The following is a 15,607-nucleotide window of genomic DNA, read 5'->3' as shown; positions in this document are numbered from 1 at the left end:
TTATATAATATCTTAAGTGATCAAATTGTTTGACTTCCACTTTCATAAAATTACACAAATGCGCCCCCACTTGTACATCGAATGATTCGATACACTATAATCAAAATCTATACAAAGAACCAAAAGATATATAAAAAATTGAAAATCATCTTTTAGCGAGACTCCAGAAAACGCGTATTTTTAGCATTGCTAAAACAAAAGCCATTCTTTTATTATTCTACAATTAGGTTGTATCAAAAAATATTGGCCATGAGTGAACTTTCTACATTTTTGGTGAGTGCTTTTATAGGCTTAAGCTTGGCGGCAGCCACTGGCTTCCGGATTTTCATGCCCTTATTTTTATTGAGTCTCGGCTGTCGGCTGGAACTGTTCCAAGTTGGCAATGAATTAGCCTGGGCGGGTTCACCGCTTGTTTTAGCGGCAACAAGTATAGCCATGATTTTGGAAATAGCGGGGTATTACATCCCTTTTATAGACAATATATTGGACAGCCTATCCATCCCCTTAGCAACCATAGCGGGTACTTTACTTTTCGCTATACAGTTTACAGATATTTCTCCTTTTTTCCGCTGGTCTATGGCCATAATCGCCGGTGGCGGTACTGCAGCAACCATTAGTACGGCCCTGGCAGGCACCCGAGCCGCCTCTTCGATCGGAACGGCCGGTTTTGGTAATTTTATGATTTCGACAATGGAAACCATCGGTTCCACGATATTAACCATACTCGCCATATTTGTACCTTTTATGGCTATAATCGTTGTTATTGGCTTGTTTTACTTCTTCTGGCGATTTGGCAGAGAACAACTACATAAAAAACTTAAAAGAACTTAATAGCTGCCAAACCATTGAATCTAATGAAACAGCTCTTCCTATATTAAAAGAATTAAAACTTTATCGCAATAAAGAGATTATGCTTATAACATATGCGCCGGTTTCATTTGATCTTTCAGTATAAAACAAAAAAGGACAGCAAATTTCCATGCTGCCCTCTTTGTTTTCAGATCTTATCCTGACTTGCGTTTACTTCCCTTGTTAATCAATGATGACTTCTTGTGGCCGTATTACTTTTTCAAGATCTTTTGGAAGAATGACGGTCAATACCCCATCCTCGAAGCTCGCATGCACATTATCTGTAAGCACCTGTTCATTTAATTGGAATTCACGTTCAAATGCCATTCCATCGTACTCTCTATAAATATAATCTATGGCATTGTCCTGAGCATTCTCTGTACATGAAATTTTTAGTATTCCGTCATTTATACTGACTTGGAATTGTTCCTTCTTACGGCCAGCAGCAAAAAGCTGTACTTCATAGAATTCTTGATTCTCTACAATATTTACAGGAACAGATTGCTGTCCGCTACCACTGTGTGCAGCTTCACCTTCAAAAAAATGTTGTTGAAATTTTTCAAAACGGTCTTTAAAATGTTGCCCGCAAAATTTGTTATGATTTGAATATCCTCTGGTATAATGATCTCTTTTAAACATGTCTTTAATTTTTAATATTGAATAATTCGTTGAACTAATGCATGACGAAAGCTTCGTCTTTGCAATTTTTTAAGCTTAATAAACGGGAACAATCGTTGCTTTCCGAGCACGTTTTTGCCCTTGTAATGGTACGATAGCGACCACTGTGTTGTAATGACGGTGAACATTCGGATATACCGGAGTCCTATCCATTTTGAATGCTTGTCTATCTCTCCTACGCATTCTTGCTGCTGCGAAGCTTCCTATTCCGAAGAGAACTGTCCCAAACAATAAGAGTTTAAAGATCGTCCCAATAATCAAGGTTGCTAATCCCGCTATTGCCGTAAGCACGATCAGGCGTGGCAATATAAATCGAAGTTTATTTTTCATTTGAATACATTTTTTTTGTAAAATGGCTGCTGGCCTCCTCCTTTTTCATCTGATTGAAAACGACATTTTACCATGACCATTCATATTTTGTAATTAATTATTATGCTGTCCAACATCCATTCTGACAGAACATCGCGTTCTGCTATTTCCTTAGCATCAGGATACCGACATAAAAAAAGGCGCCTTTATAGAAGATGACGCCCAACAACAGTTTTTACTTTAAAATTTTTATTCTTTTTTTAGAATCCACATCGTCCTCCAAAACGACGCTTCCATTCTTCCCGCAAACGCTCCCTTTCCTCATCGGAAAGATCTTCTCCTTTATCCATCTGACGTGGAAAACCTTTTCGAAATCTCCCCCCTCCAGGTTTACCAAAACCCCTACCGAATAGAATTCTTGACAAAACAAAGAGTCCCAATGCCTGCCAATAGGTAATTGTTTTTAAATTGAAAATATCAACCATTAATGTATTCCATAAATATTGTAGTAAGGCTACCAACAAAAAAACACCAATGATAATAGCGACAAACATAAAAGCGAATTTACCCTTTCGCTGTCTATTCATTCTTCCATTCATAGCTTAATCCTTTTAAAATTTTAATTCTTCATACAAACTTCGCAACCGTACCCGAAGGTGCTTCACGGCATACCCTTTTCGACTGATAATTGTCTTGAGGTTCTCATTTTCCATAACAGCAATTTCTTGAAGAGTTTTCTCTTCCAGCTCATTCAGCACAAACACCCGACGTTGCTTGTCCGGCAATTCCTCCAATGCTTTCATCAGCTCATCCCAAAAAATATCCTTAAATAATTTTAGCTCGGGATTGTTGGAGTCGTCGGCTAAAAGGAACTGACGAACAGGAAAAGTACTTTCACTATCATCATCACCTGCTATCATATCGTCAAGTGATTCATTTTTCTTTTTCCGATAGCTATCGGTAATCTTATTCCGTGTGACAGCATAGAGCCATGCGCCCGCATTCTCCAGTTCGTCCATATTGGTCAAACGGCTAAATTGATACCAGACCTCCTGTAAGATATCTTCTGCATCCTCCGTTTTCTTTACTTTTCCCTTAACAAAACGTAGCAGTTGACTTCCATAAGTCTTAACGATATCCGTAAATGATCTGGAATTTTTTTCTGCCATATGATTTTGGTATGCAATGTCCATAGCAGCATAGACGAACTAGTCGAACTTTTACTTTAAATTATTTTCATGGATCTACTTTCTTGCTGACTTCCACCGCATGAACAACATGACACATTCCTTTTCGTCTTCTTTCGTATACGCTTTGTTTGCATAAATATACTAGATAATCAGCTAATAGGCTATGCTTTCTATACACTTTATGCAACATAAAAAAGTAGTTCCATGGTTTAAGACTTCCGGCGTTGCTGAATGACCTTACCTTTATCGGTAATAAAAATATAATGGTATGCTGGAAAACGCTGAATCAATTTTTTTCCTTCTTTCTCGCCCAATACCATGATGGAGGTACTGAGTGCATTTGCGATTTCCGCTGAGGGTCCATAAATCGTCACTGAAGTTAATCCCGTAGCTGGATATCCTGTCACCGGATTTATAATATGTGAATAACGTTTTCCATTGATCTCCGCATATTTCTCATAGCTGCCCGATGTTGCTACGGCCATTTCATTCAAACGAAGAACTTTGACCATTCGATGGGGTTTGAACGGATTGTTTACGCCCACTTTCCATGCATCGTTCTGGGGTGGTCTTCCCCAAGCCGACAGATCACCAGAAGCATTCACTATACCTGCTTCAATCCCTTTTGCTTTCATTATTTCCCTGCCCCTATCTGCTGCATACCCCTTCCCAATAGAACCGAAACCGATCTTCATACCCGGTAACTCCAGAAAAATTGTCGAAGCCGCACTATCGAGGCGAATGTGTTGATAACCAACTTTCTCGACAGACCTCTTAATCAGTTCTTCCGAGGGCATCGTGGTCATGCTGCCATCAAATAGCCAAACTTTATCTAAGGCAACAATACTGATATCAAAAGCACCACCTGAATTTTGAGCATATTCGATTGCACGTTGTGTTAGATCAAACACTTCTCTATCCACCTGAACTGGCTTAATTCCGGCATTGCGGTTCACCGCTGCGATTTGGGTTTGCGGACGCCATTCTGAAATCAGGTTTTCTATTCGATCTATTTCGGAGATGACTTCATCGATATGCTGATTTGTAATCGAGCTATCCCGATCTACCAAGCTAATTTCGAAAACAGAGCCCATAAGGGTAACCTGCCGCTTTACCAAGACCTGCGCAATCCCTGAAGTAATGGATACAAAGCAGAGTATTAAAAGCAGGCCACATTGTTTATTGTTCTTCATGAGATTGATCTGCAAAAGGGATTAAAAAGTCGATGCGTACCAAAAGCAGTCTTATCGATGCGATATGCTATTGCGTCACCAATTTACTAATAACAATCGGTTAAGATCTGTCCATTTTCTTTGTAGACTGCAATAGTTTTGCCGACATGTTCCAAAAGTAGCTCATTTAAAGTATGTTCAACGTCATGCTGCATACGCAACGCACCACAAAGCAATATATAACCTCCTTTATCAAGCAATTCGACAAAATATAGCGCATCCCGACGAATCAAATCCATGACATATTGTGCATTTTCCTCGCGTGAAAAAGCCAGTTCGAGCTGTTTCAGATGTCCCAGCTTTATCTGCTCATCAGCAAAATCTATATAGTGTGCTGTCATTTCATTTCGATGGCGAAAACCAGCATACAGACGCAAAGGAGTCATACTTTCATTCGCTGAAATCATGCCTAGAAAAGGTGCTACCCCCGTACCATTCGCAATTAAAGCAACTGCATTTGCGGCTTTCGGGAAATGAAAACTTGGATTAACCATGACTCGTGCCTGCAGGGTTTGATTCGGTTCCAATCGATACAGGAAGCTTGATCCAAATCCATCCGGGAACAATTTCACCACAAGCTGAACCATACCGTCTTTGTAACCTATCGAATAAAAACGTTCACGTTGATCTTGCGCAGGATAGATTGCCAATAAATCGCCCGATTGCATTTTAATTTTACTTAAAGGTTTCAGGACTAAAGTAAAGGTCATGTTACTCGCAGAAACAGTAGACTTCGCTATCACCTTAAATTTCGTCAATCCGACGACTTTAGCACTATAAATAGCCGGTGCAGAAGCTAAGGCAATATTGGTCTGAGCAGACCACTGATGAATCCATGAAATAAGCTCATCAACATGCTTATCATTAACTGTATGTAATTCTGTTAGTCGAGAAGCCCAGGCTTGTTTTTCTAATAAATGATCAATTTTGCGCGCATAGGCACAAAAGTCGGGATAGGCTTTTGAACCAAAGCCCAGCACCGAAAATTGTACGTCTTGTTCTTGTGGATGGCTGTTGAGCTTATGTTCAAATTGAAGTGCATTGGATGGTGCTGTTCCTAGCCCGTATGTTGAGGTAAACACAAGCAAGTGTTTTGCCTTTGGAAAGCATTGATATTGATTCATTCCGAGCAGCAACGATTTTTGCCCATCCGCTAAGAGCTGTTTATGGATCTGATTGGCGAAAAACAGCGTGCTTCCATTTTCCGTTCCGAAAAGAATAACAATCTCTGCTTCTTCAGGTTTATATTTATTCTTGATTTTAGTACGCGTGCGCTTGAATGTGATTGCAAAACCCGTGTAAATAAAGAATACAATATTCAACGATGCGAGCCCCAATATAATGGCCCATATGATATTGGTCTTACCCGTATGGAGGTCCAAAGAAAACTGTTCGGCCAATGCAGTAAAGGGATACTTTACTTCTTTATGCAAGCTTCCATTCAACTGATTTATGGTCAATTCCCGATCGCGAAGCTTCAATATAAAAAACTCATCAGGATCGTCTTCCATAAACGGAAACTCCAACGTCTTCAAATCGACAAGTTTTGTATTTTGGAATATTGAAAATTTTGCCACCTCCAATTGGATATCTTCCTCCATCTTATTGGGATATTCAATTGTTTGGTTCGGCTTTTTTAAGATTTCAATACGCACCAGAAATAAATAGGTACCTGTTAGGGCCAATATCAAAATTGGTATTAAAAATAGACGTCCTGAAACAACATGAAAATACTGTGCGAAAAAGTCCCGGTTGATTTTAGCAAAGAAATGTCGAACGCCCTGTTGGCGCTTAACAATCAGAATAATTCCAGAAATAGTAATAAGAAACAACAGAAATGAAACCACACCAATAACCACCCGACCGGTCACTTTAAGAAAGAGTGAGCGGTGTAAAGCTGTCACCCATTGAACAAATTGGGACTTATTCAATTGGGGACCAAGCAGACGCCCCGTATTCGGATCGATATAGCCTTTCACGGTGTTGCCATCTGCGTCTATGGCATCAATGCTCACAAATTGATTGTGATCTACCGAGATCGCTATGATTTCAGGATAAACCTTGCGCAAAGCTGTTACTGACTGCGCAAGGTTTAATGTTTCAATATGTTCAACCCGATAAGGCGGAATTTTTTCGTTGACGGCATCAATGGCCAATATTACGCCAGTTATCGATAATAAAAGTAAAAAGATAGAAGAAACAATAGCTAAGGCTAAATGTGCATACCTCCAAATAGATACCAGCATTTTTACCCCTTTTCTTATTGTACTTTATTTAACTTAACAAGTTTGATATATCCCTTGCCATTCGCTTTTTCAGTGATAGCTTCCTTTGTCAAAGGAATTTCAACATCAGCAGTATGGTATTTTTGTTCCTCTACTGCGGATTCAAAACGGAGTTTATACCCTTTGTTAAACTTCGTTTCATCAAGATCCAAGGTCCGCATGGCACGGTCACCGCCACCAACTGAAGCACCCGTCACCGCATTTAGCTTTTCTTTGGTTTTATTTTGGAACTTGTACCATTCCTTAATCGTATTATACCATTGTTTATCAGATCCCAATACGGCGAGTGTTTTTTCGTAAGCTCCACTCGGATTAATCAGTGAAATCACCACGTAGGCTTTCTCACCTTCATAGGCATTCATTTGGATCATACACTTATATTTAGCTGCCTGTGCGAAAGAGCTTAGGGCTGCCATCAAAATTAAAAGGGTGGCTATCGTTGTTTTAACTATGTTATTCATCTTCAGTTGTATCTAATTTTATTTCAAAAAGTCAAGCTGCACATTGGATTTAGACAAGAAATCGTTTTCTTTCGCCAAATCATAAGCTGTTTCATCGAATTCTGTTTTCAATTCCTTTTTTGCACCAAGGGAAACCAATGTTTTTAGCAAGGAATCGTCTTTCGCTATGAGAGCTGCCTTATGTAGTGCCGTCGTTCCCTCTTTATCCTGTGCATTAATATCTGCTCCAAGTTCGCTGGCTTTCTGGATAAGTTTCACATTCTCTTTCGCTACGGCCAAATGATACAATGTACTACCATTTTTTTGCGGAGCTACAACGTCCAATCCGTTCGTCTTAAGGATCGCTAATTTTTCTTTAAACTCATCTCCCTGTGAAGCATTACCCTGTCCACTGGGTCTGCCGCCCTGAGGCAATTCTTTGTAGGAATTAAACCAGTAAAAAGCCAAGTTATTACCTTCCTTATCCAATAGCTTGATATCGGCTCCATCTTTAATCAACAATGCCACGATTTCGGGAGCTCCATTCGCCACAGCCTTGGTCAATGCAGATTCGCCTTTTTCATTTACGGCATTTACGTTCTTCGCTTTAGTAAGCAGCAGCTCGACCAATTTAGCATCCTTACCACTAGCAGCCACCATAAGCGCTGTATTTCCTTCGTTGTCCGCTTTTGCGACATCTACACCTTTATCCAAAAAATAATTGATCACGGCCATATCTGGTCTGCGAACTAAAGCATGCAGCACTGTCGCTCCTTCTTTGTTTACAGCCTTGGGATCCAATTTGAACTTTTCAACCAAATAGGTATAAACCGGCAAACCATTCGATGCTTGTCTGGAACCCTGAGTCGCAAAAAATAACGCATTATTGGTTGGTTTTACGCCACGGGCGATGAATTTCTCCATGAGCTCAGTATTTCCAAGTTTAGCCGCATAATCCGTCACTGTGCGGCCCGACTCGTCTTTATCTTGAATAGATAATCCTTTTTTAATGAAATAATCTGTCAATGAAAGGTCTTTGTCTGCAGACGCTGCGAGCATCATTAATGTAGCACCACCTTCATATTTTTGTTTGGGATTCACACCAGCTTTAAACAAAGCATCATATACGGCAGTATTTGTATTTCCTGTCGAAGCTGCATAAGCAATAATTGGGTAACCATGGCTATCTTGGTAATTGACATCCGATCCTTTTGCAATTAAAAACTCGACAAGCTCTGCATTTCCACTTGACGCTGCCCAATGTAAATAACTACGGCTGTGATGGGTCTTCTTCGTTACACTATTCCCTTCTTGTTCGATCATAAACTTGACAACATCCGTCGGAGCGCCATTTAATATCGCCATGGTGACTGGATCAAAGGATGCCGCATTAGGCTGAGAAGGACTATTTCCTTTGCTGATTTCTTCTTTAACAACTGTTAAGGTAGGTTTACCTTTCCAAAACTCGCCGTTCATTAACGAATTTGTTTGCGCCTGTGCATAAGTTGCAGCGAATAATAAAGCTGCTAAAAGTGTCTTTTTCATCCTTTTATTTGTCTTTTGAAGGTGATGAAGTAACATGGCCTATTCATTCCCTACTCAATTATTCGGCAAATTGAGCTTCAGTCATACGATAACTTGGGTCGAAATACTTCGTGCTGGTTTCATCAGAATATAAGTGTAAATGCGTATATTTTAAGAACATGGAAGCTTTCCGAATTCGATTTTGTACAGCAATTTCTGCATACAGACAAGCCCATGTTTAAAATAGAATAGCTACTTTATTTAAATTAATTCTAAATTAATGCAAATCTAAAAAATATTCCCAAACCACAAAAATTAATCGTGCTAATTTTCATGGAACAACTGCCCTTAAAGCCTTTCGGTCTCATCTGAATGAAATCTGAAAGAAGATTGTTAAACTTGCAAATGCACTAAAATTATCTTAGTTTACTTAAAATTAAGAGGTATAATGAGCAAGGTAGCATCCCATTTTTACACAATCAGCGCAACGACTGAAAATGAACATAAAATTTTCTATCGTTTGTATCTACCCGACCACAATCAGATCGTGGCAACAATACTCTTGGTACATGGCATGCAGGAGCATAGTGGTCGGTATGAAGAATTGGCCAATTATCTGACTACACAGAATTTTGCGGTTTTAACCTACGATCAATTGGGCCATGGAAAGACAGCACTAGATGCCGATCAATTAGGGTATTTTAAACAGCATGGGGCTAAGGAGCAACTCATTAATGATGCCATTACAATGAGTAATTTCTTGCGAGAAACATATCCGCAACTGCCTCAATTTATTTTAGGGCATTCCATGGGATCTTTTGTTACACGTTGCGTGTTACAGAAAAAAGGAATACAATTTAAGGGAGCCATTATCGTGGGTTCAGGCCAACGTCAAAAAGGTTCCACAGCTTTTCGCCTTTTACTCACGCTGCTCAATAGTATTGCCCCAAAAAGAAGAAGTAAATTGATCAACCGTATTTTTGACAAGCGCAACAATGCTCAATTTAAGAACGAGCCCAACCAAAATAACAGCAATTGGTTAAGCGTAAGCAAGACAAACCGTATTTCATTTTTGGAAGATCCCCTCTGTGGGGGATTGTTTACCAACAATGGATTTCATACCGTGCTGGAACTCTCCTTGCAAGCGACAGATATCGAAGCTACCAAGAATATCCCCAAAAATCTACCAATTGTATTTATCAGCGGACAGGATGATCCAATTGGAGATTTTGGAATGGGCGTTGAAAAGAGCGTAGCGCAGTTAAGTGCACAGGGGCAGACCGATATAACCATTAAATTATATGCAGGCATGCGGCATGAAATTTTAAATGAAGACTGTAAAATGGAGGTATTCCAGTTCATCAGTACCTGGCTTCATCGCCATTTAGTTTAGTTTCCGGCTGTAATATTTTCGAATAGGCTCATCTAAATATTTAAAGACCAATTAAGCTAAAAAAATCAACACTAGCAAACTAATCACCATACCCGCCCCTATTCCGTTGGACAACGCTGGGCGATCAGATGCTAGCGATTGAAAATTCTATTTAAAATTAAACGTTGGGGCCCGTTGCGCTGCAACACTGCTGGTTGCCCCTTCAATTTTGGGCCAGTCCTTATCCCAGATAATCTGATCCAAAAATAGCATCCGGCGATTTCCCCCTGTAGCCACGCGAGGCCGCTTTGGGTCCATGCCATGATAGAGTATCCAATCTTTTCCCTTATCGTCTGTAATAATGCGCGAAGTATGACCTGTCCCCACAAATTGATCATTTCCCTTTAACAACAACGTTCCACTCCCCCGCTGTGTAAGATTGCGGCCCTCTTGATCGATATAAGGTCCCTTCAGTTTGCGGGAGCGCCCTACAAGAACATGATAACTGCTTTTTTCTCCTTCGCAACAGGAACCTTTGGATCCGATAAAGTAGTAATATCCCTTCCGTTTATGGATCACGACAGCTTCAAAATCCCCAGCAGCAACTTTAAATTTTTTATTTAAATCGGGTACCGCGGTCCCATTTTCATCGAGTTCAACACCATATGTTCCTTGCGTATTCGCATCACTAAAACTACCCCAGAACAGATAATTCTGCCCATTTTCTGTAAAAAAATAAGGGTCTATTGAATTCGGCACATCGATCTCCTTGCTATCAAAAAGTTTACCTTGATCGATAAAGGGGCCTTCCGGTCTATCTGCTAGGGCTACACCGATACCGGGGTTGGGGTCTCCCCATGTTGAATAAGCATAATATAAGATATACTTACCATTTAACCTCACCACATCTGGTGCCCATATTCCCCCTTCGTCTTTCCAGCTCGGTTTTGAGCTGAAGGCCGTGCCAATCCAGGTCCAATGGGCGAGATCAGCCGATTGTAGAATAGACACCAAACGCTGTCCCTTTCCGTCGCCCCAATTGTCAGCTGTCCCGTACGCATAGAACATTTTGCTCTGAGGATCTCTAACGACTGTAGGATCAGCAAGTATAGGCTCAAAAACCGGATTGCTGTAGGTCTTATGCTGAGCCGTAGCATTTGTTATTTGACCCGACTGCTTAACTGAACCTGGAGAGCTTCCGCAGGAGCTCAACAAGTTCAGTACGACAACTCCGCCGATCCAATATCTGAACAACATTGCATTCAACATCTTATTATTTTTTTATATTATTTTCTTCATCACAGGAAAAGCTATTTTGCTTTTCCCAATTTCTCTTCCAACATTTTGATAAAATAGCCCCCAACAACGGATCTTGCTTTAAATCCAGCTCTCTTAGGACGATCTGTATAGGTCCAATCCGACATCGGAACACGGTCTGTTGTTTCGTTCATAAAACGGTATACCGGCTTTAAAAATGCCTCAAAGGTAGGCTTGTCATTTGCCATGGTCGCCGTCCAAATAATCCAGTCGGTTTTGGTATAAGGCTGACGATTGTCCAGGGGAAGTCCGTATTTATTTTGTTTGCCGAGATAGTATTTAATTTCAGTTTCACGAATAGAGGGGTCAAAAATATCCATCTTAAGCAATTTATCCCAGACCATATTATACTTTTGGCTCCAGGTTCCGGTTTTATCAAAAGTCAACTTATAGTGATCCCCATCTTCAGCCATCTCTTTCCATTTCATAGCCATTGCTTTTGCTTCGGTCAGATACTTTTTCGCTGTAGCCTCTTCACCAAGCATTTGGGCTAGATAACCGTAAGATGCAATACCTAAAATAGCTTTAATTGATAAATTGGCATTATGTGCAAAATGGCCCGCGAAATCATCTGTGCACAACTGATTTTCAGGGTCAAGACCTTTATCTACTAAATAATCTACCCAGGTGGACAACACTTTCCAATGTTTTTTGGCATAAGCTGCATTTCCTTCGACCTTCGCTAAAGCATAAGTTAATATCAACATATTTCCCGATTCTTCGACAGGCATATCCCCACCGTAAGTTTGGCCATTCGCCAAAGGATAGGTCCCAACATCATGTGCAGCAAAAGGTTTTGTCCACTTATTGCTTTCACTATAATAAAAAATGGCGTTCATTAGTGCTTTTGCCAGTTCCGGATTATAGTAAAGGAAAATCGGTGCCGAAGGATAGGTTACATCAACAGTTCCTATTGATCCATTGCTATCATTTTCTTTGGACAGTAAAAGCAGATCGCCATTAGGTGCTTTTACAAGTTTATGGGCAGCAATTGCCTGTCTATAGGCCAAGGCACATAATGCGGCATAGTCCTCACCTCCGTTACGCAAAGCTGTACCCCATAGTTCGGCATCAAATTTATCAGCAGCCTTTTTGAGAGCAGTATATTCTTTGTCGGCCAGTTCAAATTGTTTCTCAATGGAACTATTTCCATTGGTATTCCAATAAGGTCGTAAATTTTGTCCAAAATATTGGATGGAGTACAGGTCATCATACCCCAACAAGATCTTATCCTGGTAGCTTGATGAGACATCAAAAGTTTGCATCAGTGCCAATTGTTGCCCTCCATTTGAAGAAGAGCTATTTTCACTCTTCAGAAAATTAGACCGTAATTGATGGCTACTTCCGACCGCGGACTTTGTCTTTGATTTTGCGCCAGCCATATAGAAATATCCCCAATCTATCCGTAGGTCGTCACCTTTCCTTCCTAGAACCTGCTGGCTTTTGCTTCCTGTCTTTACAAACTGGAGATTTCCTGAAACAAAGGAACTGCTTGCAGCATCTTGAAGTGGAGAATTCAATGCCCAATTTGGTGCTGCCTCCAAATAAAGTTGCACCTGATGTTTCTTGCCATCCTTCGCATGGACCGTATAGGAAAGATAATTTACGGGTCTTGCCATTAAGTCCAATTTATCCAGAAACATCGGTGCAGTAAATGTAATATTTAAATCGACCGGCCCACAGTTAAACGAATAATGTGTTTGTGTTGCCTGCACATTGGAAACAATCTGCTTCGCTTCATTGTCAAATTGAATACTACCTTCTTTTTCTGTAAAGAGTCCAAAATCAAAGTATCCGTTCGCTACCCTATTATAGCAATAACCCGCGAGTATATTTTTTCCTTTCTTCAACGTTTTCACGACATGATCGGGCAGCTTGACCCGACTATTTTTACCTGTTGAATTGCCTGTATTAGCAACCTCAATCCCGTTGACGTACAAAATAGCGTCATCGTCATGTGTAAATTCGATATATACGGATTTGCCCGTAAGATCCTCACTCAGTTCAACTTCCCTTCTAACCCAAATTTTAGGCTCCTGCCAATCAGTCTCCACATTGGGTTCTTTATCCTTGGTACCGAATGGCGCTGCCCCCGTCTTCCATTGCCGTGCATCAAATGAAGGTTTCATCCAGTCCGGGGCGGGTTCATTGACAACATAACTTCCGGTCCAAGCCGCATGTTCACCCATTCGTGCCAAAGGCAAAAGTTCAGCTTCTTCTTTACCCAAGAAGCGATAGGATTTCCCATCCACTTTAAGGACACCCAATAAGGGGAAGGATTTTCCGGTCCAATGGCGTACAACATCCGCATTCAATTCGTTGCTATAGGACCAGGCACTTGTATTGGGGTCAATTGTTACTAAAGGATAGGCAGGCGCGCGAAGATCATTCTTAAAGACTTGTTTTTGTGCAAACGACGATACCGATTGACATACAATAGCCGTTGCAATTAGTAATTTTAATTTCATTGATTTTGTATAAAATAGGTTTAGGTTGACAGGTATATTTTCAGCGATAAATTTAGGCCGCAACCCGAGTTGCGGCCATATCGCTATCAATTATTTGGTAGGTGCATGATAAAGCGCCTGATGTGCAGCGTTCAATTCTGCTTCAGGCATTTTGACAACTTTACGATCATAGGTCATCAAACCATTTGTTTCTACTTCCACATCTGTTGTCTGTGTATAAACAGCGGCAGACAATCCCATAGGAATTAGACGTGTCAAGTCATGGATCAGGCGTTTATAGCGCTCCAATAATTCCGTTTTATTTTTAAAACTTTGGTATCCCCAGTTGTCTTTCTGCTGCCAGGAGTGCCCATCGATCGGTAATCCCAGGCCACCAAACTCACCCAATGCAAGCACTTGTTTGGCACCAAATAAATTTGGATCAGGCATGGCTGCATCGGGATAATTGTGGATATCCAAGATATGTCCAGTTTCCATAAAGTTACCACCGCTGGCACTATTGACGAGTCTTGAAGGGTCATTGGCTATTGTCCATTCCGTTATTTCCTTTGTTTTAAATTGCCCCCAAGCCTCGTTAAACGGCACCCAGATGACAATACTTGGGTAATTATGCAACACTTCCATAATGGTTTTCCACTCTTTTCTGTAGTACCCTTCAGATTCCTGCGAACGTACTTTATCCCGATTACCGCCTGAAATCTTTCCCGGTTGCATATCCCAATGGTTTCCGCCAAGATCGCCGCTAGGCATATCTTGCCAGACCAGCATACCTATACTATCACAGTAACGGTACCAGCGCGCAGGTTCTACTTTGATATGTTTACGGATCATATTGAATCCCATTTCCTTTGTTTTGACAACATCAAACTTCAGCGCTTCATCCGTTGGCGCTGTATGTAGACCATCTGGCCACCAGCCTTGATCCAATGGACCATATTGGAAGGTAAACTTATTGTTTAGCATTAAACGTTGAACGCCATTTTCATCTTTCTGCATGGCTATTTTCCGCATGGCAAAATAGCTTTTCGCCTGATCTACGACTTTTCCTTTTCGAATCAGCTGAATTTCTAGATCATAGAGCTTCGGGTTACTTGGCGACCATGGCTCCAGATTAGGTACCGAAAGATCGAAAGATGTATTCGGTTGTCCGGTTTGTTCTTTAATAACCTTTCCGCCATCCAATGCACGCACCTTTATTTCGTCACCGGCTTGACTTCCTTCTACGGAAGCCTGAAAGGCCAAGACTCCATCGTCCAGACGCGGAGTCTGTTTGGTACGCACGATGTACGTTTGGGGGACACTTTCTAACCAAACGGTCTGCCAAATTCCCGTCACTGGTGTATACCATATACCATTCGGCTTGTTCACCTGTTTACCCCGTGGTTGTGGACCATCATCAGTCGGATCCCATACCCGAATGGCTATTTCCTGTTTCGCTCCTTTCTTTAGGAAGCTTGTCACATCCATCGAAAATGGATCAAATCCACCTTCATGTCTTCCGACCAATTGGTTATTTACATAAACATCACATTGCCAATCTACGGCACCGAAATGCAACAGGACCTTATTTTTATGGACAGACTTGTCCAATGTTATAGTATTATTATACCATAAGGCTTTATCTTTCCCGACCTCTTTACCAACACCGGACAATGCCGATTCAATAGCAAAAGGAACAAGGATATTTCCGTCCCATTGACGAGGAATCTCTTTAGTACCTACTGGAGTGACAGCATATTTCCATAGCCCATTTAAATTCTGCCAGTTATTGGTTCTGGTTAATTGTGGTCTTGGATATTCGGGATGTGGCTTTTGTGCCGTTACTTTCTCGCCCCAAGGAGTTAATATATGTGACCCTGCGGGTTTCCAATCCTGAGCAAAGTTCAATTGTGCTGCCATCATCAAACTGGCAAAAAGTAAGGTTTTCTTCATCATAAAAAATC

General features: G+C 40.9%; 13 protein-coding genes. 2 read left to right on the top strand and 11 right to left on the bottom strand.

Annotation, left to right across the window (positions count from 1 at the left end; genetic code table 11):
- Positions 1-249: 249 nt before the first annotated feature.
- A complete protein-coding gene (locus OK025_RS16350; protein WP_317665367.1) occupies positions 250-831 on the top strand; it encodes a DUF4126 domain-containing protein in 582 nt (193 codons plus the stop codon).
- A gap of 201 nt (positions 832-1,032) precedes the next feature.
- Here OK025_RS16350 and OK025_RS16345 read toward each other — a convergent pair whose 3' ends face one another.
- The 8 genes from OK025_RS16345 to OK025_RS16310 form a co-directional block, all read right to left on the bottom strand.
- Complete coding sequence (locus OK025_RS16345; protein WP_317665365.1) at positions 1,033-1,488, bottom strand: Hsp20/alpha crystallin family protein; 456 nt, start codon at positions 1,486-1,488, stop codon at positions 1,033-1,035.
- A gap of 75 nt (positions 1,489-1,563) precedes the next feature.
- On the bottom strand, positions 1,564-1,857 hold the full coding sequence (locus OK025_RS16340) for a hypothetical protein (RefSeq protein WP_159727676.1): 294 nt from the start codon (positions 1,855-1,857) through the stop codon (positions 1,564-1,566).
- A gap of 239 nt (positions 1,858-2,096) precedes the next feature.
- A complete protein-coding gene (locus OK025_RS16335; RefSeq protein WP_317665361.1) occupies positions 2,097-2,435 on the bottom strand; it encodes a hypothetical protein in 339 nt (112 codons plus the stop codon).
- A gap of 12 nt (positions 2,436-2,447) precedes the next feature.
- A complete protein-coding gene (locus OK025_RS16330) occupies positions 2,448-3,005 on the bottom strand; it encodes an RNA polymerase sigma factor (protein WP_317665359.1) in 558 nt (185 codons plus the stop codon).
- Between the two features lie 230 nt (positions 3,006-3,235).
- Complete coding sequence (locus OK025_RS16325; RefSeq protein WP_317665357.1) at positions 3,236-4,219, bottom strand: FAD:protein FMN transferase; 984 nt, start codon at positions 4,217-4,219, stop codon at positions 3,236-3,238.
- An 86-nt stretch (positions 4,220-4,305) separates the two neighbouring features.
- Positions 4,306-6,504 (bottom strand): PepSY domain-containing protein, encoded by a 2,199-nt coding sequence (locus OK025_RS16320; RefSeq protein WP_317665355.1) that lies wholly within the window; start codon positions 6,502-6,504, stop codon positions 4,306-4,308.
- Between the two features lie 14 nt (positions 6,505-6,518).
- Positions 6,519-7,004, bottom strand: coding sequence for a DUF2271 domain-containing protein (locus OK025_RS16315; RefSeq protein WP_317665353.1), 486 nt, complete (start codon positions 7,002-7,004; stop codon positions 6,519-6,521).
- An 18-nt stretch (positions 7,005-7,022) separates the two neighbouring features.
- Positions 7,023-8,528: an ankyrin repeat domain-containing protein gene (locus OK025_RS16310; protein WP_317665352.1), complete on the bottom strand. Its 1,506-nt coding sequence runs from the start codon at positions 8,526-8,528 to the stop codon at positions 7,023-7,025.
- 427 nt (positions 8,529-8,955) lie between these two features.
- Here OK025_RS16310 and OK025_RS16305 point away from each other — a divergent pair, with 427 nt between their 5' ends.
- On the top strand, positions 8,956-9,900 hold the full coding sequence (locus tag OK025_RS16305; protein ID WP_317665351.1) for an alpha/beta fold hydrolase: 945 nt from the start codon (positions 8,956-8,958) through the stop codon (positions 9,898-9,900).
- Positions 9,901-10,047: 147 nt separating this feature from the next.
- On the opposite strand, the gene OK025_RS16300 is transcribed toward OK025_RS16305, so the two are convergent.
- From OK025_RS16300 to OK025_RS16290, 3 genes are all read right to left on the bottom strand, one after another.
- Entirely contained in the window at positions 10,048-11,148 is a 1,101-nt protein-coding gene (locus tag OK025_RS16300; protein ID WP_317665350.1) for a family 43 glycosylhydrolase, read from the bottom strand.
- 41 nt (positions 11,149-11,189) lie between these two features.
- Positions 11,190-13,664 (bottom strand): glutaminase family protein, encoded by a 2,475-nt coding sequence (locus OK025_RS16295; protein ID WP_317665348.1) that lies wholly within the window; start codon positions 13,662-13,664, stop codon positions 11,190-11,192.
- A 90-nt stretch (positions 13,665-13,754) separates the two neighbouring features.
- Positions 13,755-15,599, bottom strand: a complete 1,845-nt coding sequence (locus OK025_RS16290) for a glycoside hydrolase family 2 protein (protein WP_317665346.1) — start codon at positions 15,597-15,599, stop codon at positions 13,755-13,757.
- Positions 15,600-15,607: the final 8 nt, after the last annotated feature.

The organism is Sphingobacterium sp. UGAL515B_05 (assembly GCF_033097525.1).
Classification (GTDB): Bacteria; Bacteroidota; Bacteroidia; order Sphingobacteriales; family Sphingobacteriaceae; genus Sphingobacterium.
The sequence above is the reverse complement of the archived record's forward strand: the minus strand, read 5'-3'. Positions and strand labels throughout refer to the sequence as shown.

Bases quoted from the DNA above. Each gene is read 5' to 3' on its own strand.
- OK025_RS16350 (WP_317665367.1), top strand. From the start codon at position 250: ATGAGTGAACTTTCTACATTTTTGGTGAGTGCTTTTATAGGCTTAAGC.
- OK025_RS16345 (WP_317665365.1), bottom strand. From the start codon at position 1,488: ATGTTTAAAAGAGATCATTATACCAGAGGATATTCAAATCATAACAAA.
- OK025_RS16340 (WP_159727676.1), bottom strand. From the start codon at position 1,857: ATGAAAAATAAACTTCGATTTATATTGCCACGCCTGATCGTGCTTACG.
- OK025_RS16335 (WP_317665361.1), bottom strand. From the start codon at position 2,435: ATGAATGGAAGAATGAATAGACAGCGAAAGGGTAAATTCGCTTTTATG.
- OK025_RS16330 (WP_317665359.1), bottom strand. From the start codon at position 3,005: ATGGCAGAAAAAAATTCCAGATCATTTACGGATATCGTTAAGACTTAT.
- OK025_RS16325 (WP_317665357.1), bottom strand. From the start codon at position 4,219: ATGAAGAACAATAAACAATGTGGCCTGCTTTTAATACTCTGCTTTGTA.
- OK025_RS16320 (WP_317665355.1), bottom strand. From the start codon at position 6,504: ATGCTGGTATCTATTTGGAGGTATGCACATTTAGCCTTAGCTATTGTT.
- OK025_RS16315 (WP_317665353.1), bottom strand. From the start codon at position 7,004: ATGAATAACATAGTTAAAACAACGATAGCCACCCTTTTAATTTTGATG.
- OK025_RS16310 (WP_317665352.1), bottom strand. From the start codon at position 8,528: ATGAAAAAGACACTTTTAGCAGCTTTATTATTCGCTGCAACTTATGCA.
- OK025_RS16305 (WP_317665351.1), top strand. From the start codon at position 8,956: ATGAGCAAGGTAGCATCCCATTTTTACACAATCAGCGCAACGACTGAA.
- OK025_RS16300 (WP_317665350.1), bottom strand. From the start codon at position 11,148: ATGTTGAATGCAATGTTGTTCAGATATTGGATCGGCGGAGTTGTCGTA.
- OK025_RS16295 (WP_317665348.1), bottom strand. From the start codon at position 13,664: ATGAAATTAAAATTACTAATTGCAACGGCTATTGTATGTCAATCGGTA.
- OK025_RS16290 (WP_317665346.1), bottom strand. From the start codon at position 15,599: ATGATGAAGAAAACCTTACTTTTTGCCAGTTTGATGATGGCAGCACAA.